Origin of the sequence: Nonomuraea gerenzanensis (assembly GCF_020215645.1) — a bacterium.
Lineage (GTDB): Bacteria > Actinomycetota > Actinomycetes > Streptosporangiales > Streptosporangiaceae > Nonomuraea > Nonomuraea gerenzanensis.
Genome location: NZ_CP084058.1, coordinates 1,068,602 through 1,092,362, shown reverse-complemented (window position 1 = coordinate 1,092,362; position 23,761 = coordinate 1,068,602). Strand labels below are relative to the sequence as shown.

The following is a 23,761-nucleotide window of genomic DNA, read 5'->3' as shown; positions in this document are numbered from 1 at the left end:
CGCCATGTGGACGAAACTCGTGCCGGTCGCGGCACTCATCGCCTCGGTCACGCTCACCGGCGGGACCGCGCGCGCCGAGCCGTCGGCGCCGGTCGGTGGCGACGCGCTGGGCAGCCGCGGCCTGGTCGCCCCCGCAGGCGTCAAGAAGCCGCCCAAGAGCAAGGCTACTTCGTACGTCGTCGCGGACGCCGACACGGGTGAGGTGCTGGCCGCCAAGGACGCCCACGGACGCTACCTGCCGGCCAGCACCCTCAAGACGCTGACCGCGCTCACCCTGATCCAGAAGCTCGACAAGAACCGCAAGGTCCGGCCCAGCCAGAACGCCTGCAACCAGGAGGGCAGCGCGGTCGGCCTGACGCCCAAGGTCACCTACAAGATCGAGGACCTGTTCAGGGCGCTGATGATGTCGTCCGGCAACGACGCCGCCATGGCGCTGGCCGAGGCGAACGGCAGCCTGGCCAAGACCATGACCGACATGAACGCCGAGGCCAGGCGGCTGCAGGCGTACGACACCGTGGCCAAGACGCCCAGCGGCCTGGACAAGCCCGGGCAGAGCAGCTCGGCGTACGACCTGGCGCTGATCGCCCGCGCCGGGCTGGCCAACCCGGACTTCCGTCGTTACATCAGCACGAAGGTCGCCAAGTTCCCGGCGCCCAAGGGTTACTACGAGATCAGCAACCACAACAAGCTGCTCTGGCGCTACGACGGCATGGTCGGCGTGAAGAACGGCTGGACGTCGAAGGCGCAGGCCAGCTTCGTCGGCGCGGCCACCCGCGGCGGTCACACGATCGTGGTGAGCATCATGCGGCACGAGGGCGGCTTCTGGGACGAGGTCGCCCAGCTCCTCGACTGGGGCTTCGCGGTGCGGGGCAAGGTCGCCCCGGTGGGCCGGCTGGTGGACCCGCTTCCGGCTTCGGCGCTCGCCGCGCCCCAGCAGGGGCAGCCGTCGGCCGCCCCGAGCGCGTCGGCCGCGCCCGGGATGTCGGTCACGCCGGCCGCGCAGCCGCCGCTGCTCGACACGGCCGCCTCGAAGCAGACCGACGACACCAGGATGGTCGGCTCGCTGGTGATCGGCGGCGGCCTGCTGTTCGGGCTGATCTGGCTGGGCTACGGCATCCGCCGTAAGCGAAGCCGGTCAGGCTCCTGACGGGTCCGGCATCGGCGCGGGGCCGTCGCCGGGCGGGCTGCCCACCTCCGTGGCCGGGATCGGCGACGGGGAGGGCGGCGGGCAGAGCCCGGCGGTGGCCGTCCACGCCGCCACGAAGAGGATGAGCCTGGCTGAGAAGTTCATCCAGACCAGCAGCCCGGCGATGGCGGCGAACGCGCCGTACACCACGTTGCCCATGGTGGTCGCCAGCAGCAGCGTCGCGATCTGCTTGAGCACCCCGAACGAGATCGCGCCCAGCAGCGCCCCCTTGGCGATCACCCGGAACGGCTGGGTGGGCCTGGCCACCCAGCCGAGCAGGATCACGAACAGCAGCCAGTCGGCCCCCACGCTGGCCGTCACCCCGGCGACCCGCAGCGTGAGCCAGCCGGCCAGCGTGTCCCCGCCGAAGACGAACTTCATCACGTGGTCGGTGGCGGTCGTGGCGAACCCGGCGACGAGCACGGAGGAGATCGCCGTGACGCCCAGCAGGATCAGCGAGGCCAGGTCGCGCAGCTTGCCGAGGAAGAAGTCGAGCGGCGGCGTGGTGGTCATCGACATCTCGCGCAGCGCCCCGCGCAGCGCGTCGAGCGCCCCGAGCCCGGCGTAGAGCAGGCCCAGCAGGCCGATGATCCCCGCCGCCGTCTTGGCCTCGGCGATCTGCTCGACGTTGAAGTCGAGCTTGTCCATGATGCCCGGCAGCCGCTCGGCGATCGCCTGCTGCATCGCCTCCCGGGTGGTCTGGCTGGTGGCCACCACGAAGCCGAGCACCGAGTAGCCCAGCACCAGCAGCGGGAAGAAGGACAGGAAGGTGAAGTAGGTGACCGCGCCCGCCAGCCGGTCGCCGGCCTGCAACTGGTAGCGCTGCGCCGCCCTGACGAGATGGTCGATCGACAGCCTGCGCACCCGCCAGTAGTCGAGCTTGCCACGCCCCCAGGCCTTCACCGACGCGACCCGCTCGGTAAGACTCGCCATCACACCCCTCTTCCGCGCCGGCGGCCTCCGCCTGGGCCGCCAGGACCGCCGCCAGGTCCTGATGAGCATCTGCCCACCACCCCTGCGCGCACGCCCCGCGACCAGGACCGGGTTCACCCGGCCGGCGGGACCGCCCCGGGCCTCACAGGCCGTGCCGCGCCGCCCAGGCCGCGACGGCCTCGGCGATGGCGTCGGGGGCGTCCTCCGGCGCGTGGTGGCCCGCCGGGCCGCAGTGCTCGGTCTCCAGGGCGGGCAGGTGCTCGGCGCACCAGGCGGCCGTCCGCTCCGTGATCAGCAGCGTCGGCGAGGAGTCGAAGGTGAGCAGCAGCTTGGGCACCTCGCCGCTGCCCGCCAGCCACTCGCCGTAGGCCTCGACCCGCTCCACCACGTCGGCGGGCTCCCCGTCGATCGGCTGCGAGCGCGCCCACTGCAGCAGCGGCCACCGGCTCTCCCGCGTCGGGTACGGCTCCAGGTACGGCCGCCGCTCCTCCTCGCTCAGCGGGTGCAGCACGCCCCCGGTGAACGCGCTCTCCAGCAGGTAGTTCCGGTCCAGCGCCAGCGTCTCACCCTCGGCGCTCCTGATGAGCTCGCGCCTGGCGCGCGGCCCCTCACCCAGCTCGGCCGAGCTGAGGGGCCGCACGAAGGTCTCCATGAAGGCCACGCCCCGCGTGCGGCCGGGGTGGCGGGCCGCCCAGTCGAAGGCGAGCGCGCCGCCCCAGTCGTGCCCCACCAGCACCACCTCGTCGAGCCCCAGCGCGTCGAACCAGGCGTCCAGGTAGCGGGCGTGGTCGGCGAAGCGGTACTCCGAGTCGGGCTTGCCCGAGCGGCCCATGCCGATCAGGTCGGGAGCGAGCAGGCGGCGGCCGGGCGCGCCGACGCCCGGCAGCACCTTGCGCCAGATGTGCGAGGAGGCGGGGTTGCCGTGCAGGAAGACGAAGGGGACCCCCTCGCCGGACTCCTCGTGGTACAGGACGGAGTCGAGCACGTCGAGCTCAGGCATGATCGTTCCTCTCAAAAACGTTAGTGACTCTAACGAAGCTACATCGTTAGTGCCACTAACGCAACAGGACGAGAGCGGGACGTGAGCGGTTCTCGCTTCGCTCGCCCGGCTGCCGGCCCCGCATTCGCGGCGCTGAGCAGGGCGGAAACCATGGCAGCCGACCACCGGGAGCCCTAGCCTGAGTGCAGTTGGGACCGATCCAGGAGGGGTCACGCCCATGGCCGAAATCAGCACCGGGCAGATGGTCCGGCTCCAGCGCGAGCGCAGAGGCATGAGCACCACCGCGCTGGCCACCCAGTCCGGCTGCACCACCAGGCACATCGAGCTGATCGAGCACGGCAAGCGCACGCCTTCGCTCCCCCTGCTGCGGGAGATCGCGAAGGTGCTCGGCGTACGCACCGCCGTGCTCCTGGGCGAGACCCCGCGCGACTCCCACGAGCCCAGCAGGCCGCAGATCAGCGACATCGAGCGGGCCCTGTTCACCAGCAGGTCGCTGGGGCCCGACATCGAGCCGCCCGACGCCGCGCAGCTCTCCGAGCGTGTGGCGGCGGCACGTAACGCCTGGTTCACCTCGACGCGCCGCTACTCGATCCTCATGGCCGCGCTGCCGTCCCTGGTCACCGACGCCGAGAGCCTCGCGCTGGAGCGCACGCAGCGGTCGTACAGCGTGGCGACGGACGCGTACCTGCTGGCCAGAGGGGTGCTCAAGCACCTGCGGCGGGTGGATCTCGCACATCTGGCCGCCGACCGGGCCATGCGGTTCGCCGAGGAGTCGGGCGATCCGCTGATGATCGCGTGGGCGTACTGGAACCTCGGGCAGTCGATGTTGTCCGACGACATGCACCAGATCGCCTACGACGTGGCGCGGCGCGGCATCGAGCAGCTGGAGCCGCACGTCGGCGACGGCGACGAGCGGCACATCAAGGCGCTCGGCGCGCTGCACCTGCTCGCCGCCATCGGGGAGGCCCGCATGGGGGCCGACGACGCGGCCAGGGAGCGGGTACGCGGCGAGGCGGCGCGGCTGGCCGATCGGGTCGACGACTCCTCCAGCGCCTACGACCTGGCCTTCTTCGGCCCCACGAACGTCGCCATCCACATGGCCAGCATCGAGAACGACACCGGCCGCCCCGAGGCGGTGCTGCACCTGGCCGACGACATCGACCTGCGCCGCACGCCGTCCATCGAGCGCCGCACCACCCATCTCGGCCATGTCGCCCGCGCCTGCGAGGACCTCGGCGACGACGCCGCGAGCCTGCTGCACCTGCTGCGGATCGAGCGCGAGTGCCCGGAGGAGCTGGACCACAAGCTGCTGCTGCGCGAGATGGTCCGCTCGCTGGCGCGGCGGGCCAGGCCGTCGTGGGCGCCGGAGGTGCGGTACCTGGCCGAGCGGCACGACATCCCCATCTGAGCGAACTCCGAGTTCGGTGAAGGCGAACGGGGAGATCCTTCGCCTGAGTTCGTCACGCACCGGTGTCCTGCTGCGACTCTGCGTCCATGACCAGTGCGCCGAGTGCCGATTTCGTCATGGAACGACTGCTCCAGGAGGCTACGCGGGAGTTCCCCGGATGGTCGTTCGAGAGAGATCACTCCGGGTGGACCGCCGTCCATGACGAGACCCGCCTCACCAGGTCCAGCCTGGCCGCCCTGCGCGCCCTTCTGCGCGTGCACCGGGCGGCACGCAGGGGATGACGGTGACAGCGATCGAGCCGGGCCGGGCCCCGGTGGCTCAGCCCGGCTCGGACACCTCGGCGGCGAGAGCGGCGACGACGGCGGCGACCCGGTCAGGGGCCTTGGCGTGCGCCGAATGGCCCTGCCCGGCGAGCAGGACCCGCCGCGCGTCCGGCAGCGTGCGCTCCAGCGCGTCCAGGCGCTCCCCCAGGTGCGCCGGGCTGCGGTCGCCGCCCAGCAGCACCACCGGCGCCGAGATGCCCGCGTACGCCTCCAGGCGGATTCCGAGCGCGTCCATGGCCACGTTGTCCTCGACCTGGCGCGGGGCCAGGGCGCGCATCCTCGGCACCACGGCCACGAAGCAGCCGACCAGCAGCGCCGCCCAGCCGGGCAGCCCCACGGTGTCCCGTACGAAGATCCGCATGGCGCGGCCCGGCCGCCCCGCCGCGATGGCCGCGCGGGCGCGGCGGTGCACCTCGCCGTCCGGCCCTCCCAGGGGCGGGCCGATGACGATCGGAGGCTCGTAGAGCACCGCGCCCGCGAACGCGGCCGGGGCCGCCACCATGGCCTCCAGCGCGACCACGGCGCCTGACGAGTGCCCCGCGAGCAGCACCGGCCCGCCGCCGACCGCCTCCACCATCGCCAGGACGTGCGCCACCTCCTGCGCGACCGTGCACGGCTGCCGCTGGTCGAGGTCCAGCCGGTAGCGGCGGCGGTGGAGGCGGACGACCCGGTGGTGCGGGGCCAGCCGTGCGGCCACCGCCGCCCAGGAGGCCCCGTCGTCCAGGCCGGGAGGCAGGACCAGGACGACGGGGCCGTTCCCTTCCGCGACGGCCCGCGCCTCGGTGCCGTCGGCGCACTTCGCCGTGATGATCATGAGCCTTCTCCTTAGCATCGCTAAGTCCAATTTAGCGCCGCTAAGGGCGAGCCGCGCGGGCGGACGAGCACCGAGATCGCCGCCTACGAGGCCGGCCAGGTGACGCCCGATCGTCAGGCGGTGACCTTGGGCGCGGCCCGCATGCCGACGTAGACGCACCGGGTGCCGTCGGAGAGCGTGGAGAAGACGACCGGCATGTAATCCTCGCTGAAGGACGGGCCCGCGCCGGAGGCGGCGAACACCGTCGCCGTGACCGGCTCCAGCTCCATGTCCAGGGGCGGCGACAGGTCCTTCATGCCGTCCACGAACTCGTAGCGCATGCGGCCCTCGGTCACGGTGATCGCCACGCCCTCGCGCCGGTAGCCGCCGCTCAGCGTCGCCCAGTCCACGGCGGGCGGCTCGGCGGCCGGGGCGAAGGGCTCCGGCATCCTGACCCCCGCCAGCTCGGCGAGCAGCTCCGCGAACAGGCCGGCGTACAGGCGGCGGGCGGCGCCGCCGTTGGTGAGCAGGACCAGGGCCACGCCGGCCTCGGGGACGACGCGCAGGTAGCCGTACTGGCCGATGGCGGCGCCGTCGTGGCCGTAGCCGGCGACGCCGTCCCAGTCGTACAGGGTCCAGCCGAGGCCCCAGCCGTCGGCGCTGACCGTCCACTTGTCCGGCACGTCGGTCTCCCTGTGCTGCATGGCCGCGACGGACGCGGCGGACAGCACCCTGGTGCCGTCGGGCGCGGTGCCGCCCGCCAGGTGCATCCGGGCGAAGCGCGCCATGTCGCCCGCGGAGCTGATGATGCGGCCGGCCGGTCCGGCGGAGCGCGGCATCAGGTCCCAGACCGGCGCGGGGTCGGGGTAGGCGCCCGGCTCGCCCAGGTGGCTCATGGCCACGCGGAAGCGCAGCGCCTCCTCCGGCAGCGTCATCGAGTGGCCGAGGCCGAGCGGGGCGAAGATGCGCTCCTTCAGCGCCTGGTCCCACGTCTGGCCGGTCAGCACCTCGACGAGCCGGCCCAGGACGACGTAGCCGAGGCCGCCATAGGAGACCGCGGTGCCGGGCGGGCAGTCGAGGGCCACGGTCCTGGCGGCCTCGACGTACCTGGCCAGGCAGTCGTCGCCGCGGCCCGTGTCGTGGTTGAAGTCGTTGGTCACGCCGCCGGTGTGGGACAGGAGCTGCCTGACGGTGATCGTCGCGGTGGCCTCGGGGTCGGGGGTGCCGAACTCGGGCAGCACGTCCGCAACCCTCGTGTCCAGCGCCAGCAGGCCCTCGTCGACCAGGCTCATCACCAGGGCGGCGGTGTAGACCTTGGCGATCGAGCCACTCAGGAACACCGAGTCGGTCGTCACCTCGTGGCCCGTGCCCCGGTGCAGCACCCCGCTCGCCAGCTCGTGCACGGTGCCGCCGGCCAGGATGGCGAGCTGGGCGCCGGGCACGTGGTACTCGTCACGCAGCTCGTCCAGGCGGGCCTGCCAGCGGGCGAGGTCCAGCCTGCGCCCCCGGGAGTCGGCCGCGCCCCAGTCGCCCTCGGCCTGCCAGGCGCCCTGCTCGTCGTAGTTCACGTTCGTCATGATGATCTTCCTTCAGTTCGTGGTGAGGACGGGGACGAGCCGCTGCTCGGTACGGGGCCGCATGACCACGTACGCGAGCACGGCGGCCACCAGCACCCCAGCGGCGCTGATGAGGAACCCGGTGGACATGGCGCCGGTGAAGGCGTCGCGGGCGACCTGGGCCAGGCCGGGGTCGGCGACGGCGAGGGCGTCGGGCAGGGACCGGCGGGCCTGCTCGGGGGCGGAGGCGGGCATCGCGCCGGTGAAGCCGGCGGCCACGACGCTGCCCAGGACGGCCACCCCGAGCGCGGCGCCGAGCTGCTGGATCGTGTCGTTCAGCGCCGAGCCGACCCCGGCCTGCTCCTGCGGGACGGCGCCCATCAGCGCGGTGACGGCGGCCGGCGAGGCCAGGCCGCCGCCGGCGCCGAGCAGGAACAGCGCCGTGCCGGTCACCCAGAAGCCGTCACCCGCCGACACGGTGGCCAGCAGCGCGAACGCCCCGGCGACCACCACCATCCCGCCCGAGGCCAGCACGCGGTTGCCCACCTGCGCGCCGAGCGTGGCGCCGAGCGCGTTGCAGGCCAGCGAGGCCACCGCCATGGGCAGGAAGGCCAGCCCCGCCTGGGTGGGCGAGTAGCCGAGCACGAGCTGCAGGTACTGGGTCAGCACGATGAGCAGGCCGCCGTTGCCGATCTGGACCAGGGTGAGCGAGAGGCTGCCGCCGCTGAAGTCGGGGTTCCCGAACAGGCCCAGCGGGACCATCGGGAACGGCGTGCGCAGCTCCCAGACCACGAAGGCCACCAGCGCGGCCACCGCCACGAGCGCGCTCACCTGCAGCGGGCCGTGCGCGGGCAGCTCGATGATCGTCCAGACCAGCGCGGTCATGCCGGTCATCGACAGGATCATGCCCACCGGGTCGAACCTGACGGCGGGGCCCTTGGACTCGGGCATCAGCAGCAGCGCCGCGACGATGGCGCCGATCGCGATCGGCACGTTGATCAGGAAGACCGCGCCCCACCAGAACCAGGCGATGAGCACGCCGCCCAGCACCGGCCCGCCGATCAGCCCGGTCATCGCGACCGCGCTCCAGGCGGCCATGGCCTTGCGCCGCTCCTGCCCGTCGAACACCGTGATCAGGATCGACAGGGTGCTCGGCATGATCAGCGCGCCGCCGACGCCCATCACCGCGCGGGCCGCGATCAGCTGCCCGGGGCCCTCCGCGAAGGTGGCCACCAGCGAGGCGAGCCCGAACAGCGCCAGCCCGATGATCAGGACCCGGCGCCGCCCGAACCGGTCCGACAGGCTGCCGGCGGTGAGCAGCAGGCCGGCGAACACCAGCATGTAGGACTCCATGATCCACTGGATGTCCTGGGCGCTCGCCTTCATCTCCCCGGCCAGCGGCGGGATCGCCACGTTGAGCACCATGTTGTCGATGACCAGCACGGCCGTGCTCAGGCACAGCACCACCAGGATCCACCACCGTCGCGGATGAGACATGATCTCCAACCCTCTCGCGCACGTCGTTTCCGTATGCGACCACTGTACGCATGATTGTCAGGCGTACGCAACATTGCGAACGACGTTCCTCGAAGGGCACGAAAAAGGCCGGGCTGTACAGCCCGGCCCCCTTGGCGGATCTACAGCTTGGGCAGGAAGCCCACCCTGTCGCGGACCTGCGCCATCGTCTCCCTGGCCACCGCCGAGGCCCGCTCGGCGCCGATCGCCAGCATGCGGTCGAGCTCCTTCTCGTCGGCCAGCAGCTTCTCCGTGCGCTCCCTGATCGGCGCGAACGTCTCGGCCACCGCCTCCGCCACGTCCTTCTTGAACGTGCCGTAGCCCTGCCCCTCGTAGCGGGCGACCAGCTCGGGGATGGGCGTGCCGGTCAGCGCCGACTGGATGCGCAGCAGGTTGGAGATGCCCGGCTTGTTGGCCTCGTCGAACAGCACCTCGGAGCCGGTGTCGGTGACCGCCCGCATGACCTTCTTGCGCAGCGGCCCCGGCTGCTCCAGCACGTCGAGGATGCCCGCGGGACTGGAGGACGACTTCGACATCTTCGCCGTCGGGTCCTGGAGGTCGGTGATCTTCTCGACCTCCTTGAGGATGTACGGGTCGGGCAGCGTGAAGGTGTCACCGAAGCGGTGGTTGAAGCGCTGGCCCAGGTCGCGGGTCAGCTCCAGGTGCTGCTTCTGGTCGGCCCCGACCGGCACCAGGTTGGCCTGGTAGAGCAGGATGTCGGCGGCCTGCAGGATCGGGTAGGTGAACAGGCCCACGCTGGCCGCGCTCTCCCCGAACTTGGCCGACTTGTCCTTGAACTGGGTCATCCGCCCCGCCTCGCCCATGCCGGTGAGGCAGATCAGCACCCAGGCCAGCTCGGTGTGCTCGCGCACGTGCGACTGCACGAAGACGGTGGAACGCTCCGGGTCGAGCCCGGCGGCGAAGAGCTGGGCCGCGGCCACGCGGCTGCGCCGGCGCAGCGCGTCGGCCTCGGTCGGCACGGTGATCGCGTGCAGATCGACCACGCAGTAGAACGCGTCGTGGGTCTCCTGCATGGTGACCCACTGGCGGACCGCACCCAGGTAATTGCCCAGGTGGAAGGAGTCCGCGGTGGGCTGGATGCCGGAGAGTACACGAGGTCTGGCCATAGCAGGCCATTGTGTCAGGAATCCTGCTCGGGGGGCGACTCGACGACCGCTCGGCGTTTCACTCTCACCCGGGCGATCCGCCGGCCGTCCAGCTCGGTGACCGTCAGCTCGAAACCGGAGAACTCCACCCGCTCCCCCGCGTCCGGCACGTGCCCCAGCATCGCCATGACGAAGCCGGCCAGCGTCTCGTACGGGCCGTCCGGCAGGCGGATGCCGGTCTCGGTGGCGAAGTCGTTGAGGTTCGTCAGGCCGTCGATCTCGATCTCGCCGGCGGGCAGGATCACGACGTCCTCCTCGACGTCGTACTCGTCCCTGATGTCCCCGATCAGCTCCTCGACCAGGTCCTCCATGGTGACGATGCCGGCCGTGCCGCCGTACTCGTCCACCACGATGGCCAGGTGCTGGCCCTCGTCGCGCATCTCGTTCAGCGTCGTGAGCAGGCGCTTGGAGGCGGGCACGAACTTGGCGGCCCTGATCGGCACGACGGCGCTGATCGGCTCGGTGCGGCCAATCAGCTCAGGGTCCAGCAGGTCGCGCACGTGCACGAAGCCGATGACCTCGTCGTAGGTGTCGCGGTAGACGGGGAAACGCGAGTGCGGGAGCGTGGCGGCCAGCCGGGCGGCCTCGGTCAGCGGCGTGTCGGCCTCCATGAACTCGACCTCGGTGCGCGGCAGCATCACCTCCCTGAGCTGCCGCTTGCCCGCGGCGAACACCTCGGCGATGAGCTTGCGCTCGTCGGCCGTCAGATCGGTGTGCCCCACGACCATGTCGCGCAGCTCCTCGGTGGTGACCTCCTCCCTGTCGGCCTGGGGGTTGCCGCCGAGCAGCCGCACCACGCCGTCGGTGGACTTGGACAACATCCAGATGATCGGGCGCGACAGGGCGGCGATGCGGTCCAGGAACGGCGCCACGTACAGCGACAGCCCCTCGGCCCGCTGCAGCGCCAGCCGCTTGGGTGCCAGCTCCCCGAGCACCAGCGACACGTACGAGATGGCCAGCGTGACCAGCACCAGGGCCAGCACGGGCGACACGGCGGCGGGCACCCCCCAGCCCTCCAGCACGGGCACGAGCTGCGCCGCGAGCCGGTCGGCGCCGAACGCGGCCGACAGCATGGTGGCCACGGTCACGCCGATCTGGACGGCGGACAGGAATCTGTTCGGGTCTCGGGCCAGCTTGGCCACGCGCTCACCGCGCCGGCCCCGCTGGGAGAGTTTGCGGACCTGGCTGTCGCGCAGGGAGACCATGGCGATTTCTGCGGCGGCGAAGAAGCCCCCGATCAAGATGAACAGCAGGACCAGGGCGATGTTGGCCGCGACGGTGTCAAACATGGTGGTTGGCAGCGTACTCGTCGGCTTTCCCGCGTATGCTGAACGGCAAGCCTGACAAAATCAAACATATACGAACAGGAGTACACATGCGGCTACTGGTCACCGGAGGCGCCGGGTACGTCGGCAGTGTCGTGGCTGCGCAGCTCATCGAGGCGGGGCACGAGGTGACCGTACTCGACGACCTGTCGACCGGGCATGAGGACGCGGTGCCGGACGGCGCGCGTTTCGTCCGGGCCGACATCACCGAGGCCGGGCAGGCCCTCGACGGCGTCGACGCGGTGCTGCACTTCGCGGCCAAGTCACTGGTGGGCGAGTCGGTGCAGCAGCCGGGCCTGTACTGGGCCAACAACCTGGGTGGCACGCTGGGGCTGCTCGACGCCATGCGTGACAAGGGTGTGGGCCGGATCGTGTTCTCCTCGACGGCGGCCACCTACGGGGAGCCGGAGCGCTCGCCGATCGAGGAGGGCGACCCGACCCGGCCGACGAACCCGTACGGCGCCTCGAAGCTGGCCGTGGACACCGCGCTGAGCGCGTACGCGAGCCAGCGCGGGCTGGGCGCGGTGAGCCTGCGGTACTTCAACGTGGCGGGCGCCTACGGCCGCTTCCGCGAGCGGCACGCGGTCGAGACCCACCTCATCCCGAACGTGCTGAAGGTGGCGACCGGCGAGCGCGAGTCGGTCAGCGTGTTCGGCACCGACTACCCCACGGCCGACGGCACCTGCGTGCGCGACTACATCCACGTCGCCGACCTGGCCAGGGCCCATCTGCTGGCGCTGGACGCGATCACGCCCGGCGAGCACCGCGTCTACAACCTGGGCAGCGGCACCGGCTTCTCCGTGCAGGAGGTGATCTCGGTCTGCCGCGAGGTGACCGGGCACGAGATCCCCGCCGTGGTGGGCGAGCGGCGGCCCGGCGACCCGGCGGTGCTGGTCGCCTCGTCCGCCAGGATCCAGCGCGAGCTGGGCTGGAAGCCCGAGCGGGCGGCGCTGCGCGACATCGTCTCCGACGCCTGGGGAGCGCTTTCTGGGAAATGACCCTACGGAGCGGGAATGTGTGCTGTGATACCGAAATGTGAGGAGCTTTTCACCAAGGGTCACGAAGCTGATCTTCGGTGCCCTCATCGCGGTGTGCAGCGCTCTGGCGGCGGCGGGCGTGATCTTCGCCACCCCGCAGCCCGCCCCGGCCACCCAGCCGACCTCCTGCCCCGAGGTGGTGCCCCCGTAGGCGTCAGGAAAAGCCGGACGCGCGTCAGCAAAAGCCAGACGCGCGCCCCCACCAGGAGGCGCGCGTCGTCTGCTCGGCTCAGATGAGGCCCAGCTCCTTGACGGCCTGGCGCTCCTCCTCCAGCTCCGCCACGCTGGCGTCGATGCGCTCGCGGGAGAAGGCGTCGATCTCGAGGCCCTGGATGATCTCGAACGTGCCGCCCGCCGCACGTACCGGGAACGAGGAGATGAGGCCCTCGGGCACGCCGTAGGAGCCGTCGGAGACCACGGCCGCCGAGGTCCAGTCGGTGCCGTTGACCCAGTCGTAGACGTGGTCGATCGCCGCGTTGGCGGCGGAGGCGGCCGAGGAGGCGCCGCGGGCCTCGATGATGGCTGCGCCGCGCTTGGCCACCGTCGGGATGAAGGTGTCCTTCAGCCACTCGGACTCGACCTGCTCGGCCGCGACCTTGCCGCCCACCTCGGCGTGGAACAGGTCCGGGTACTGCGTGGCGGAGTGATTGCCCCAGATCGTCATGTTCCTGATCTCGGTGACCGGGACCTGGAGCTTGGCGGCCAGCTGGGACAGCGCGCGGTTGTGGTCGAGCCTGGTCATCGCGGTGAAGCGGTCGGCCGGCACGTCGGGCGCGTTCTGCTGGGCGATGAGCGCGTTGGTGTTGGCCGGGTTGCCCACGACCAGGACCCTGATGTCGTCGGCGGCGTGGTCGTTGATGGCCTTGCCCTGCGGGCCGAAGATGCCGCCGTTGGCGCCGAGCAGGTCGCCGCGCTCCATGCCCGCCTTCCGCGGCATGGCGCCGACCAGCAGCGCGACGTTGGCGCCGTTGAAGGCGACGTCGGGGTTGTCGGTGATCTCGATGCCCGACAGCAGCGGGAACGCGCAGTCGTCCAGCTCCATCGCGGTGCCCTCGGCCGCCTTCACGGCCTGCGGGATCTCCAGCAGGCTGAGCTTGACCGGCACGTCGGCGCCGAGCAGCTGCCCCGACGCGATGCGGAACAGCAATGCGTAGCCGATCTGGCCGGCGGCTCCGGTGACGGTCACCTTGACGGGCACAGTGGCTGACGACGCCATGGCCTTCCCCTAACTCGCAGTGAGATTCGTTGACGCCTGGGATGTTACCCGCTCGTCATCAGCAGGTTTCCATCGCGGGCACCTTCAGCTCCGCTTCGAAGTCCACCTTGCCGAAGTACCTGGTCAGGAGCTGGGCGACGTAACCCTTGGCGTAGAAGTCGGCGATCACGGCCTGCACCGCCTGGCAGGTGCGCACGTCGCCGTTCCTGATGCCGACGCCGTAACGCTCGTTGGTCAGCTTGGCGCCGAGGATCTTGTAGCGCATGTTCTCCCTGGCCGCGAACCCCGCCAGGATCAGGTCGTCGCCGGGCACCCCGTCGACCTTGCCGCTCCTGAGCAGGTCCATGCAGGCGGCGTAGTCGCTGGTCGTGACCGGCTCGACCTTCACCCGGTCCTGCACCGCGCCGACCGACGGGCTGTTGGGCGCGCAGATCCGCTTGCCCTTCAGGTCGCCCAGCTCGTCGATGTCGTCGCCCGCGCGGACCAGGATGTCCTGGTGCGCCAGGTAGTACGGCCCGGCGAACTGCGTCTCGCTCCTGTCGATCGAGTAGGTGGCCACCACCAGGTCCACCCGGCCCTCCGCCAGGGCGCTGGCGCGGTCGTCCCTGCCGACCCGGACGAACGTGGTCTGCTCGGCCCCCAGCTCCGTCGCGATCCGCTGGGCGATCTCGATGTCGAAGCCCTGGAACGTGTCGCCGTTCTGCAGCGCGACGCCCGGCAGGTCGCCCTTGACGCCGATCACGATCTTCCCGGTCTGCGCGACCTTGTCGGCCACCGTGGCGAAGGCGGTGGACGGGTTCTGGCCCGACCTCTCCTCTCCCGGGTCCGCGCCCGGCAGGAACGTCAGGTTCATCAGGCCGCCGTTCAGCCCCAGCGCGATCGCCGCGGCGGCGACCAGCACGACCGCGGTCGCCAGCGCCACCCACAGCTTGGCCCGCCTGCTCCGCACCGGTGTGACGTGCTGCTCGGGCATCGGGTACGGGGCCCCGTGGCCACCCTCCGGCGGCACCGTCGGCCCATGACCCCCCGACTGCGCTGTCATGGCACCCGAGTGCCCCTGGGGGTGCTGAGGGTCCTGCGGCCCCATCCCGGAGGCGGAGGTCGGCGCCGACCGCACCGGGGAGGCGCCGGTCGGCGCGGACGGCACCGGGGAGGCACCGGTGTGCGGAGCCTGCAGCGGCGTCTTGGGAGTCTGCACCGGGGAGGCACCCGTGCCCGTCCTCGACGGGGGCACCACGGAGCCCTTGTGGCCCGGCTGGTCGGTGATCGACCCCGCCGACACCCTGATGAACGGCATGGTGTCGTCGCTGGCCACCTCGACGCCCTTGGCGAGCACCGCCGTCGAGGCCCCCGCCGTGGACGACTGCCCCAGCAGCCGCAGCAGGATCTGGTCGGCCGACGGCCGCTCGGCCGGTGACTTGGCCAGCGCCTCGCGCACCACGCCGCGCAGCGGCTCGTGCAGCATGGCGACGTCGACCTCGTGGTTGAGGATGCGGTTGAGCACCGTCGCGATGGACTTGCCCTCGAAGGCCACCTGCCCCGTCGCCGCGAAGGCGATGGTCGCGCCCCACGAGAAGACGTCCGTGAAGGGCCCGATGTCGTCGCCGGCGATCTGCTCCGGCGCCATGTAGGCGGGGGTGCCGATGGCGCGGCTGGTGATCGTACCGGTGGAGTCGATGATGCGGGCGATGCCGAAGTCGACCACGCGCGGCCCGTCGGCGGCGATCAGCACGTTGTCGGGCTTGAAGTCGCGGTGCACGATCGAGGCGTGGTGGATCGCGGTGAGCGCGGTGGCGGTGCCGATGGCCAGCCGGTCGAGCACCGTGCCGGTCAGCGGCCCGTCGCTCTCCACGACCTCCCGCAGCGGCCGGCCGTCGATGTACTCGCTGGCGATGTACGGCGTGTTGCCGTCGAGGTCGGCCTCGATCACCCGGGCGGTGCAGAACGACGCCACCCGCTGCGCCGCCTTCAGCTCCCTGGCGAAGCGCGATCTGGCGATGGTGTCGCCGCTGAACTTGACGTGCAGCAGCTTGATCGCGGCACGCTCACCCTCGTCGTTGACGCCCAGGTAGACGATGCCCTGGCCGCCTTCGCCGATCCGCCCGGACAGCCGGAAGGACCCCAGCTCGGTGGGATCGCCGGCGACCAGCGGCGAGATTTGCGGCATTCGTCATCCCCACGTGTACAGAACCCCATCGACGCAAACTTTACGACGCTCAGCAACTTCGCAGGGATCGGTTCCGGTTTGGCTACATCACGGCTTCGTGTCTTTCGTGCCGCGTCTTGCGTCCGCACGCGGTTCGGGGAAGCCTCAGGATCATGGATCGCCCCTATGACATCGTGCTGTTCGGCGCGAGCGGGTTCACCGGCGCGCTGACGGCCGCCTACCTCGCCATGGCCGCCGGCCCCGGCACCCGCTGGGCCCTGGCCGGCCGCGACCGGGCCAAGCTGCAGCGCCTCGGGCTCGACGTACCGGTCCTGACCGCCGACGCCACCGACGCGGCCTCCGTCGCGGCGCTCGCCCGCCAGACGCGCGTGCTGGCCACCACGGTCGGCCCGTACGTCCTGCACGGCGAGCCCCTCGTCGCCGCCTGCGCCGACGCCGGCACCCACTACCTCGACCTCACGGGCGAGCAGGAGTTCGTGGACCGCGTCTACGTGCACTACCACGAGCGCGCCGCCAGGAGCGGCGCCAAGCTGGTGCACGCCTGCGGCTTCGACTCCATCCCGTACGATCTCGGCGTCCTCTACACGGTCGACCAGCTCCCCGAGGGCGAGCCGCTCAAGATCAGCGCCTTCCTGCGGGTCAACGGCCGCCCGTCAGGCGGCACGGCGGCCAGCGTGCTGACCATCATGGGCCGCGCCCGCCAGGCCGTCGCCCAGGGCACCCAGCGCCGCTCCGCCGAGCCCAGCCCCAAGGGCCGCAGGGTCAGCTCGCTGCCGGGCGGGCTGCGTTACGTGGGCGGCTGGGCCCTGCCGATGCCCAGCATCGACCCGCACATCGTCGGCTACTCCGCCCGCCTGCTCGACCGCTACGGCCCCGACTTCACCTACCGCCAGCACTACGCCGTCCGCACCCTGCCCCGGGCCCTGGCCACGGTGGCGGGCGCCGGCGCCTTCGCGGCCCTGGCCCAGCTCCCGCCGGCGCGCCGCTGGATGCGCAGGCGGGTCCGGCCCGGCGAAGGCCCGTCACCCGCGCGGCGGGCCAGGAGCTGGTTCAAGGTCACCTTCCTGGGCGAGGGCGGCGGCGAGCGCGTGGTCACGGAGGTCTCGGGCGGCGACCCGGGCTACGACGAGACCGCCAAGATGCTCGCCGAGTCGGCCCTGTGCCTGGCCTTCGACGACGTCCCCGACCGCGCGGGCCAGCTCACCACCGCCTCAGCGATGGGACAGCCCCTCATCGACCGCCTGCACCGCGCGGGGATCTCCTTCAGGGTTCTCGATCAATAGGGCAGGCTCCAGCTGTTGAAGGACTTGCGCAGGTACGGGGCCTTGTACTTGGGATAGGCCACCGTGCTCACGTCCCCGTCCGAGGTGTAGCGCATGTCCGGGTTCTTCTTCAGCCAGTCCAGCCAGGCGTGCGAGCAGAACTGCGCGCAGTCGCCCTTCTTCTCCATGGCCTTGATCCGCGGGATCCCCGCCGGGTCGTAGGACTTGCTGAAGGGCGCCGGCGCCGGCGTGTACCCGGCCAGGAAGGCGCCCTGGTGGTTGTAGAGCTTGCCGCGCATCGCCCAGTCCTTCTTGTTCGGCTGGTTGCCGTACGGCAGGGCGATCGTGGTGGGCTTGGTGTAGGACAAGGAGTTGATCTGGGCGGCGATCTTGCCGATCTGCTCCTCGACCTCCTTATGCGAGCGGCCACGCAGGTTGAGGTGGTCGCTGGTGTGGTTGCCGATCTCGAAGCCGTTGTCCTTGAGCCAGAGCAGCATCTGCGCCTGCTCCTCGCGCGCGGTCTTGCCGAACATGTCGCGCGTCACGTAGAAGGTGGCCTTGGGCTTCCAGCCCGGGTGCGCCGCGGCGACCTCCTTCATGATCGCGACCGCGGTGTCCTTCTGCGGCTCGCCCATCTGGTTCAGCGTGAGCTGAGAGGGCGAGGAGTCGTCGAAGGTCAGCACCACGGGGTGCTTGCCCGCCGGGATGTCGATCTTGCCGGCCACCATCTCGGCGGCCGTGATCGGCACGTAGTCCTCCCGGACGAGCCGTTCCAGGTCGGCCCTGAACTGCTGGGGCGACCTGTCGTCCGTCGTCTGCGGCTTCGGCACGATCCGGTGGAACATCAGGACCGGGATCTGCCCCAGCTCGTTCGCCTTCACCTTGGCGGCGTTCTTGACCTTGGCGGCCTTGCTCGCTTTGAGCTTCGCGGCGGCGTCCACCTTGGTGTCGGCCAGCTTGGCGGTGTCCGGCTGAGAGTCGCAGCCGGACAGGATCGCGGCGGCGGTGAGCGCCCCCAGCCCACTCAGAATTCTCAGTCGCATCCGAACCCCCCGAAACGCGTACGACTGTCTTGAGCTGCCTCATACCCACGTGATCAACAGCGCCACGCCGCCGTACGCGTCAAGACATGGAAAAGGGCCGCGCGGAGGCGGCCCTCGTCCTGCGGGGGTGTTACTTCAGGCGGGCCTCGATGGCCTCGATGACGCGGGGACGCAGCTCCGCCGCGCGGATGACGGCGTCCACGGAGCCGACCTCGACCGCGCGCCGGATGTTGTGCACCCGGTCGAACTCCGCCGCCACCTCGCCGAGCTTCTCCGCCCGTACCGAGGCGCGCAGCTCGTCCAGCTCGGCGGTCAGCGCGGCGCGGTCGGCGCCGGCGGCGGCCGCGACGCGCGCCTCCAGCTCCTGTACGCGCGGATCGGCCGCGGTCCTGGCGTTGACCTCGCCGGAGAACACGACCGCGGCGGCCGGGGCGCCACCGAGCACCGAGGCGAACGAGCCCTCCAGCGCCAGCACGGTCATGTTCGGGTTCAGCGCCTTGGAGAACACCACGAACGCGCCACCGTGGTACCGCGAGATCACGCAGAACACGATGGGCCCGCGGAAGTTCACGATCGCCCGGCCGATCTCGGCGCCGTACTCCAGCTGCAGCTTGCGCATCGACTCGGGCGAGCCGTCGAAGCCGGACAGGTTCGCCAGCACCACCAGCGGCCGGTTGCCGCTGGCCGCGTTGATCGCCCGCGCGGCCTTCTTCGACGACCGGGGGAACAGCGTGCCGGCCGTGTAGGTGTCGGGGCCGTCGGTGGGCGGGAAGCCGCGCCGCGGCACCGAGCGGGACTCGATGCCGAGCAGGCACACCGGCATGCCGCCGAGATGCACGTCCTGCACGACCGCGGTCTCCGCGTCGGCCATGCCCGCCCAGCGCTCCAGCACCGGGTGGTCCTGGTCGGACAGCGCCCGCATCACCGTGCGGATGTCGAACGGCTTCTTGCGGTCGGGGTTGGCCGTGCTGGAGAAGATCTCGCCGACCGTGGTGAACTCGCTGCCCTCCACGACGTGCGGGAAATCGGAGATGTCGCGATCGACCGGGTCGGTGGTCCTGGCCCGTCTCGGCCCCTGCTCGCCGGGGGCGACGTAGGTGTGGTCGTAGTGCGACATCAGCACGTCGCGGGCGGCGGCCAGGTTCGGCGCCCAGTACTGGGCCTGCCCGTTCGGGCCCATCACGCGGTCGTAGCCGCCGATGCCGAAGTTGTCCTCGGCCGACACGCCGCCGGAGAAGTCCAGCGACTGCTTGCCGGTGAGCACCATCGCCGAGTCGGGCGTCATCACCAGGATGCCCTTGGTGTGCATGAGCATCGTCGCCTCGGCGTTCCAGTACGGCTGCGCGCCGACGTTGATGCCCGCGACGACGATGTTGATCTCGCCGCCGTCCTGGGTGAACTCCACGATGCGCTTGAGCGCCGCGGCCACCCAGTCCATGTTCTCGGTGCCCGACTCCATGGAGATCCGGGCGCCGGCCGACAGCGCGTACCACTCCAGCGGCACCCGCATCCGCTCGGCCAGGTCCAGCGCGGCGATCACGCGGCGGCACTCAGGCTCCGACAGCGCGCCGAGCGACTTGGTCGGGTCGCCGAGCAGCACGACCCTGGTGATGCCCTCGGGGTGGCGCCTGGTCCGCGTGCTGACCACGCCCGCCACGAGCGCCGCGGAGTTGCGGCCCTTGGGCCGGTCGACGGGCACGAGCACGTGGTCGTCGTCGAGGTCGTGCTCGACGAAGTCGCCGAGCACCCCGGTCAGCTCGTACGGGTAGACCGTGTTGCGGCTGCTCGCCCGCAGCACCTTCTGCCGGTAGTCGTCCAGCGGCTCGATCGGCTCGTCGGACGGCTGGGTGATGGTCAGCTTGGGCGTGCCGGTGGCGTCGAGGGAGATGCGCACCGCGACCTTGGTCAGCGCGCCGGTCTCCGGGTCGCGCTGCCGCGCGATGAACAGCGTCTCCTCCAGCCCGGCCCCCGCCGTGGTCGGCAGCACGCGCCGGGCGAGCATCTCGATCTCGGCGCGGGTCAGGTTGCTGGGCGGCCAGACGTAGATCACGATCCGGTTGGTGTTGAGCCGCTTCTTCGACGGCCGGCGGGCCTGGGCGCGGCGGATCGCGTCGACGCAGGCGGCGATGACGTCCTCGGCCGTGGGCAGCGCGACGAGCCTGCCGTCGTGCTCGCGCAGCTCGGTCAGGTCGCGGACCTGCGCGAAGGCGATGAGCCTGTCGTCGGACGGGTTCTCCCGCGCCACGCACTGGAAGAGGTAGACCTCCTCGTCCGAGGACGGGAGCCGGGTGAGGTCGAACTTGCTGAGCCGCTGCAGCTGCATGCGCTCGGCGATGTACGGGTGCAGGCCGCGGATCAGCCGCTCCTCCGCCATGCCGGTGGCCGACGGCCGGAAGGTGAAGTGGTGGTGCATGACCGCCCCGCCGCGCCCGGCGACGGTGGCGGTGATCCTGCGTACCTGGTCGGGCAGCGGGTGCGCGGCGATCACCTCGTGCAGCGCGGCCGCCGCGGCGTCGGAGTCCTCGGGCTGGCCTTCCCAGGCGAGGTAGATGTCGGCGTCCACGACGTCCTGGCGGGCGCCGGCGAGCTGGGCCAGGCCGCGCAGCGCGCCGCCCAGCGCCTCGAAGCTCACCGCGGCGGAGACCACGCACGAGCCCGCGCGCTCGGCGACCACGAACGTGCAGCCCGCGACCTCGCTGGTGCGGACGGCGACGAGCGGCTTGTTGCCGTAGTACCGCCGGGTCAGCACCTCCAGCATGACCGCGTTGTCCAGGTTGGCGCGGGCCAGGCGCTGGCCGAGCAGGCGCACGAGCGGCTCGGTGCTGCGGACCATCTCGGCGATGCGCTCGGCGCGGTCCGGCGAGCCGGGGTGCGCGTCGAGGTGGCGCAGGTGCTTGCGGACCTCCGCGTAGACGCGGGCGCGGTTGCGGCGCAGCAGCGGCTGGCCGAACCAGGCGAACACCACGCCCCGTGCGAGGTCGGAGATCACCGGGAAGCGGACCTGCGTCGCGGCCAGCAGCCGCTCCAGCACGAGCCCGGCGGGCTCGCGCAGCGCCTCGTCCGGCGGCGGCTCCCGCAGCCAGGAGCGCAGCAGCGTCGCCAGGACGGCGGCGTCGGCGGAGGCGCGCTGCTGGGCCAGGAAGATCCGGAACACGGCGCCTTCCAGCTCGCCGGTGCGCTCCAGCTCGGTGACGCCGTAGTGCCGCAGCGCCTTGGCCAGCTTGGCCTGGAACGACTGCGGCAGCCCGGCCCGCTCGACGTCGAGACTCTGCAGGTAGGCGTGGAAGAACTCGCGCGGGCTGTGCACGTGCTCGTCGCCGCCGTCCTCGCCGGCGGGCCGGTTGCGGCTCAGCTCCGCCAGGTCGGCGAAGACCTCGAACAGCTCCAGCTCCTCGGCCAGCGGCCGGTGCCCCGCCTCGATGACCGTACGGCGCGCGGCGAGGTAGTCGTCGAGCACCCGGCGCTCGTCGTGCGGGTCGAGGTCGTAGCCCAGCAGCAGGCTGCGCAGGCCCTCCTGGCCCCGCCTGGTGCGCTCTCGCGCCGGGACCTCGCCGGGCGCCGGGGGCAGGTCCAGCTCGACGGAGCCGACCGCCTCCTCGACCGAGGCGGCGTCGTCGGCCAGCGGCTCCAGCCGCAGCAGCGGCGCCCCGGTCTCCACCTGGCTGCCCACGGAGACGGCGATCTCCTTCAGCCGGGCCTTGAACGGCGCCCGCAGCACCGTCTCCATCTTCATGGACTCCAGCACCAGGACCGGAGCGCCGGCCTCGACCTCGGCGCCGACCTGCAGCGGCGTGGCGACGACCAGCGCGGGCGCGGGCGAGCGGACGACGCCGCCCTCGTCGCGGCTGACGCGATGCGCCACGCCGTCCACCTCGATCAGGTGGGTGGCCCCGTGCGTGCCGATCAGCAGGCGGTGGCGGCTGCCGTTCACGACGATCTGGCCGGTGTAGCGGTCGAAGCGGTCGAGCTCGACGTCGGCGGTGCGCAGGTCGCCGCCCGCCTCGACGGCGACGCGGAACCGGTGCGCGCCGACCCGCGCCACGCGCACGCGGTAGCCGGCGCCGCGCAGCTTGAGGTCCAGCGGCCGGCTGCTCTTGTGCTGCACCTGCGGGCGCCCGCCGAACGCCGTGGCCAGCAGCCGCTGCCGCTCGGCGCGCTCCTCCTCCTCGTACGCCTCGATCGCGGCGGCGGCCAGCGCGACGCCGGAGTGGCGGTGGGAGACGAGCCTGCCCTCGCCGCGGACGCGGTCGATCCAGCCGGTGTCGGCGCTGGCGTCGATCACCTCGGGCTGGTCGAGCAGGTCGAGCACGAAGCTCTTGTTGGTGGCGCCGCCCTCGATGATCACCGAGGTGCGGGCCATCGCCCGGCGCAGCCTGCCGAGCGCCTCCTCGCGGTCGCGGCCGTACGCGATGATCTTCGCGATCATGGAGTCGAAGTCGGCCGGGATGGTGTCGCCCTCGCTGACGCCGGTGTCGACCCGGATGCCCGGCCCGGCGGGCAGGTCCAGCCGGGCGATGCGGCCGGGGGACGGCGCGAAGTCGCGGTCGGGGTCCTCGGCGTTCAGCCGGGCTTCGATGGCGTGCCCGCGCTCCGCCGGCGGCCGGCCTTCCAACCGGCCGCCGGAGGCCACGTGCAGCTGCGCCTTGACCAGGTCGAACCCGGTGGTGGCCTCGGTGATCGGATGCTCGACCTGCAGGCGGGTGTTGACCTCCAGGAAGGCGAACATGCGCTCGCCCGGGTGGTAGAGGAACTCGACGGTGGCGGCGCCGCGGTAGCCGACCGCGACGGCCAGCCGCTCGGCCGACGCCTTCAGCTCCGCCGCCTGCTCGGGGGCGAGCACCGGCGAGGACGACTCCTCGATGACCTTCTGGTTGCGCCGCTGCACCGAGCAGTCGCGGACGCCGAGCGCCCACGCGGTGCCCTGGCCGTCGGCGATCACCTGCACCTCGACGTGCCTGGCGCCGGTGACCAGCCGCTCCAGGAACACCACACCGCTGCCGAACGCCCTCTCGGCCTCCTGGCTGGTGCGCTCGTAGGCGTCGTCCAGCTCGGCCTCGTCGCTGATCACGCGGATGCCGCGCCCGCCGCCGCCCGCGGTGGCCTTGAGCATCAGCGGGTAACCGATCCGCGCCGCCGCCGCCCGCGCGGCGTCGAGGCTCTCGACCGCGCCGCGGCTCCACGGCGCGACCGGCACGCCGACCTCCTCGGCGATCAGCTTCGCGCCGATCTTGTCGCCGAGCTTGCGCATGGCCTCCGGGTCCGGCCCGATGAAGGTGACCCCGATCCGCTCGCACAGCTCCGCGAACGCCGGGTCCTCGGCGACGAAGCCCCACCCGACCCACGCGGCGTCGGCCCCCGACTCCACCAGGGCGCGTTCGAGCACCTTCAGGTCGAGGTAGGGGCGCGCCGAGGCGGGGCCGAGGTCGTAGGTCAGGTCCGCCTCGCGGACGAAGGTGGCCGTGCGGTCGACGTCGGTGTACAGGGCGACGGTCTCCATCCGCGTCCCGGTCTCGGCGGCGAGGTCCCGTACGGCGTGGATGAGGCGCATGGCGGCCTCACCGCGATTGACGATGGCGACACGTGTGAACACCCGACCGAGCCCTCCTGTAGACCAACCCTGTAGACCAAGATGCGCGCCCTGCGGCACGACAGCCCCGTGCAGTATCAACTCTTGCGTCTGCCGGCCGCTGACGCCCATGTCGTACACAGCGCACGCTGCGGGGCTCGTTTTGTGGGAAACCCCCAAAAAGCCGACCGCGTACGAGCAGGCGGCAGACACCGAAACGACCTCTACCACGCGGTGGAACCGCAGGTAGAGGCCGTTTTCTGCG

General features: G+C 71.7%; 16 protein-coding genes. 5 read left to right on the top strand and 11 right to left on the bottom strand.

Translation table 11 applies throughout. The features are described 5' to 3' along the window. Nucleotides 1-4: 4 nt before the first annotated feature. Nucleotides 5-1,147, top strand: a complete 1,143-nt coding sequence (locus LCN96_RS05590) for a D-alanyl-D-alanine carboxypeptidase family protein (protein WP_225271493.1) — start codon at nucleotides 5-7, stop codon at nucleotides 1,145-1,147. On the opposite strand, the gene LCN96_RS05585 is transcribed toward LCN96_RS05590, so the two are convergent. Together LCN96_RS05585 and LCN96_RS05580 are read right to left on the bottom strand one after the other, a co-directional pair. Next, entirely contained in the window at nucleotides 1,136-2,119 is a 984-nt protein-coding gene (locus LCN96_RS05585) for a YihY/virulence factor BrkB family protein (protein WP_225271492.1), read from the bottom strand. The two genes, LCN96_RS05590 and LCN96_RS05585, sit on opposite strands and share 12 nt — an antisense overlap. 142 nt (nucleotides 2,120-2,261) lie before the next feature. After that, nucleotides 2,262-3,119, bottom strand: coding sequence for a haloalkane dehalogenase (locus LCN96_RS05580; protein ID WP_225271491.1), 858 nt, complete (start codon nucleotides 3,117-3,119; stop codon nucleotides 2,262-2,264). A gap of 217 nt (nucleotides 3,120-3,336) precedes the next feature. Between LCN96_RS05580 and LCN96_RS05575 the strand changes: the two genes are divergently transcribed. Beyond that, nucleotides 3,337-4,527, top strand: coding sequence for a helix-turn-helix domain-containing protein (locus LCN96_RS05575; protein ID WP_225271490.1), 1,191 nt, complete (start codon nucleotides 3,337-3,339; stop codon nucleotides 4,525-4,527). A gap of 116 nt (nucleotides 4,528-4,643) precedes the next feature. Further along, complete coding sequence (locus tag LCN96_RS05570; RefSeq protein ID WP_225271489.1) at nucleotides 4,644-4,808, top strand: hypothetical protein; 165 nt, start codon at nucleotides 4,644-4,646, stop codon at nucleotides 4,806-4,808. A gap of 37 nt (nucleotides 4,809-4,845) precedes the next feature. On the opposite strand, the gene LCN96_RS05565 is transcribed toward LCN96_RS05570, so the two are convergent. The 5 genes from LCN96_RS05565 to LCN96_RS05545 all read right to left on the bottom strand — a co-directional run bounded on the left by LCN96_RS05565 (nucleotide 4,846) and on the right by LCN96_RS05545 (nucleotide 11,169). Continuing rightward, a complete protein-coding gene (locus tag LCN96_RS05565; protein ID WP_225271488.1) occupies nucleotides 4,846-5,664 on the bottom strand; it encodes an alpha/beta fold hydrolase in 819 nt (272 codons plus the stop codon). 113 nt (nucleotides 5,665-5,777) lie between these two features. Beyond that, nucleotides 5,778-7,220 carry a serine hydrolase domain-containing protein gene (locus LCN96_RS05560; protein ID WP_225271487.1) on the bottom strand — a complete coding sequence of 481 codons (1,443 nt, stop codon included), beginning with the start codon at nucleotides 7,218-7,220 and terminating at the stop codon, nucleotides 5,778-5,780. A gap of 12 nt (nucleotides 7,221-7,232) precedes the next feature. After that, nucleotides 7,233-8,696 carry an MFS transporter gene (locus LCN96_RS05555; protein WP_225271486.1) on the bottom strand — a complete coding sequence of 488 codons (1,464 nt, stop codon included), beginning with the start codon at nucleotides 8,694-8,696 and terminating at the stop codon, nucleotides 7,233-7,235. A 140-nt stretch (nucleotides 8,697-8,836) separates the two neighbouring features. After that, complete coding sequence (gene trpS / locus LCN96_RS05550; RefSeq protein WP_225271485.1) at nucleotides 8,837-9,841, bottom strand: tryptophan--tRNA ligase; 1,005 nt, start codon at nucleotides 9,839-9,841, stop codon at nucleotides 8,837-8,839. Nucleotides 9,842-9,855: 14 nt separating this feature from the next. Beyond that, entirely contained in the window at nucleotides 9,856-11,169 is a 1,314-nt protein-coding gene (locus tag LCN96_RS05545; RefSeq protein ID WP_225271484.1) for a hemolysin family protein, read from the bottom strand. An 86-nt stretch (nucleotides 11,170-11,255) separates the two neighbouring features. On the opposite strand from LCN96_RS05545, the gene galE reads away from it, so the two are divergent. Further along, a complete protein-coding gene (gene galE / locus LCN96_RS05540; RefSeq protein WP_225271483.1) occupies nucleotides 11,256-12,203 on the top strand; it encodes a UDP-glucose 4-epimerase GalE in 948 nt (315 codons plus the stop codon). A gap of 268 nt (nucleotides 12,204-12,471) precedes the next feature. Here galE and LCN96_RS05535 read toward each other — a convergent pair whose 3' ends face one another. Beyond that, nucleotides 12,472-13,458: a malate dehydrogenase gene (locus tag LCN96_RS05535; protein WP_225271482.1), complete on the bottom strand. Its 987-nt coding sequence runs from the start codon at nucleotides 13,456-13,458 to the stop codon at nucleotides 12,472-12,474. A gap of 58 nt (nucleotides 13,459-13,516) precedes the next feature. Beyond that, nucleotides 13,517-15,625 (bottom strand): serine/threonine-protein kinase, encoded by a 2,109-nt coding sequence (locus LCN96_RS05530; RefSeq protein WP_225271481.1) that lies wholly within the window; start codon nucleotides 15,623-15,625, stop codon nucleotides 13,517-13,519. 152 nt (nucleotides 15,626-15,777) lie between these two features. Here LCN96_RS05530 and LCN96_RS05525 point away from each other — a divergent pair, with 152 nt between their 5' ends. Beyond that, nucleotides 15,778-16,908 (top strand): saccharopine dehydrogenase family protein, encoded by a 1,131-nt coding sequence (locus LCN96_RS05525; protein WP_225271480.1) that lies wholly within the window; start codon nucleotides 15,778-15,780, stop codon nucleotides 16,906-16,908. Here the strand turns inward: LCN96_RS05525 and LCN96_RS05520 are convergent. Both LCN96_RS05520 and LCN96_RS05515 read right to left on the bottom strand, forming a co-directional pair. Continuing rightward, a complete protein-coding gene (locus tag LCN96_RS05520; protein WP_225271479.1) occupies nucleotides 16,902-17,930 on the bottom strand; it encodes a polysaccharide deacetylase family protein in 1,029 nt (342 codons plus the stop codon). The genes LCN96_RS05525 and LCN96_RS05520 overlap by 7 nt on opposite strands. Before the next feature lie 130 nt (nucleotides 17,931-18,060). After that, on the bottom strand, nucleotides 18,061-23,520 hold the full coding sequence (locus LCN96_RS05515; RefSeq protein ID WP_225271478.1) for an ATP-binding protein: 5,460 nt from the start codon (nucleotides 23,518-23,520) through the stop codon (nucleotides 18,061-18,063). Nucleotides 23,521-23,761: the final 241 nt, after the last annotated feature.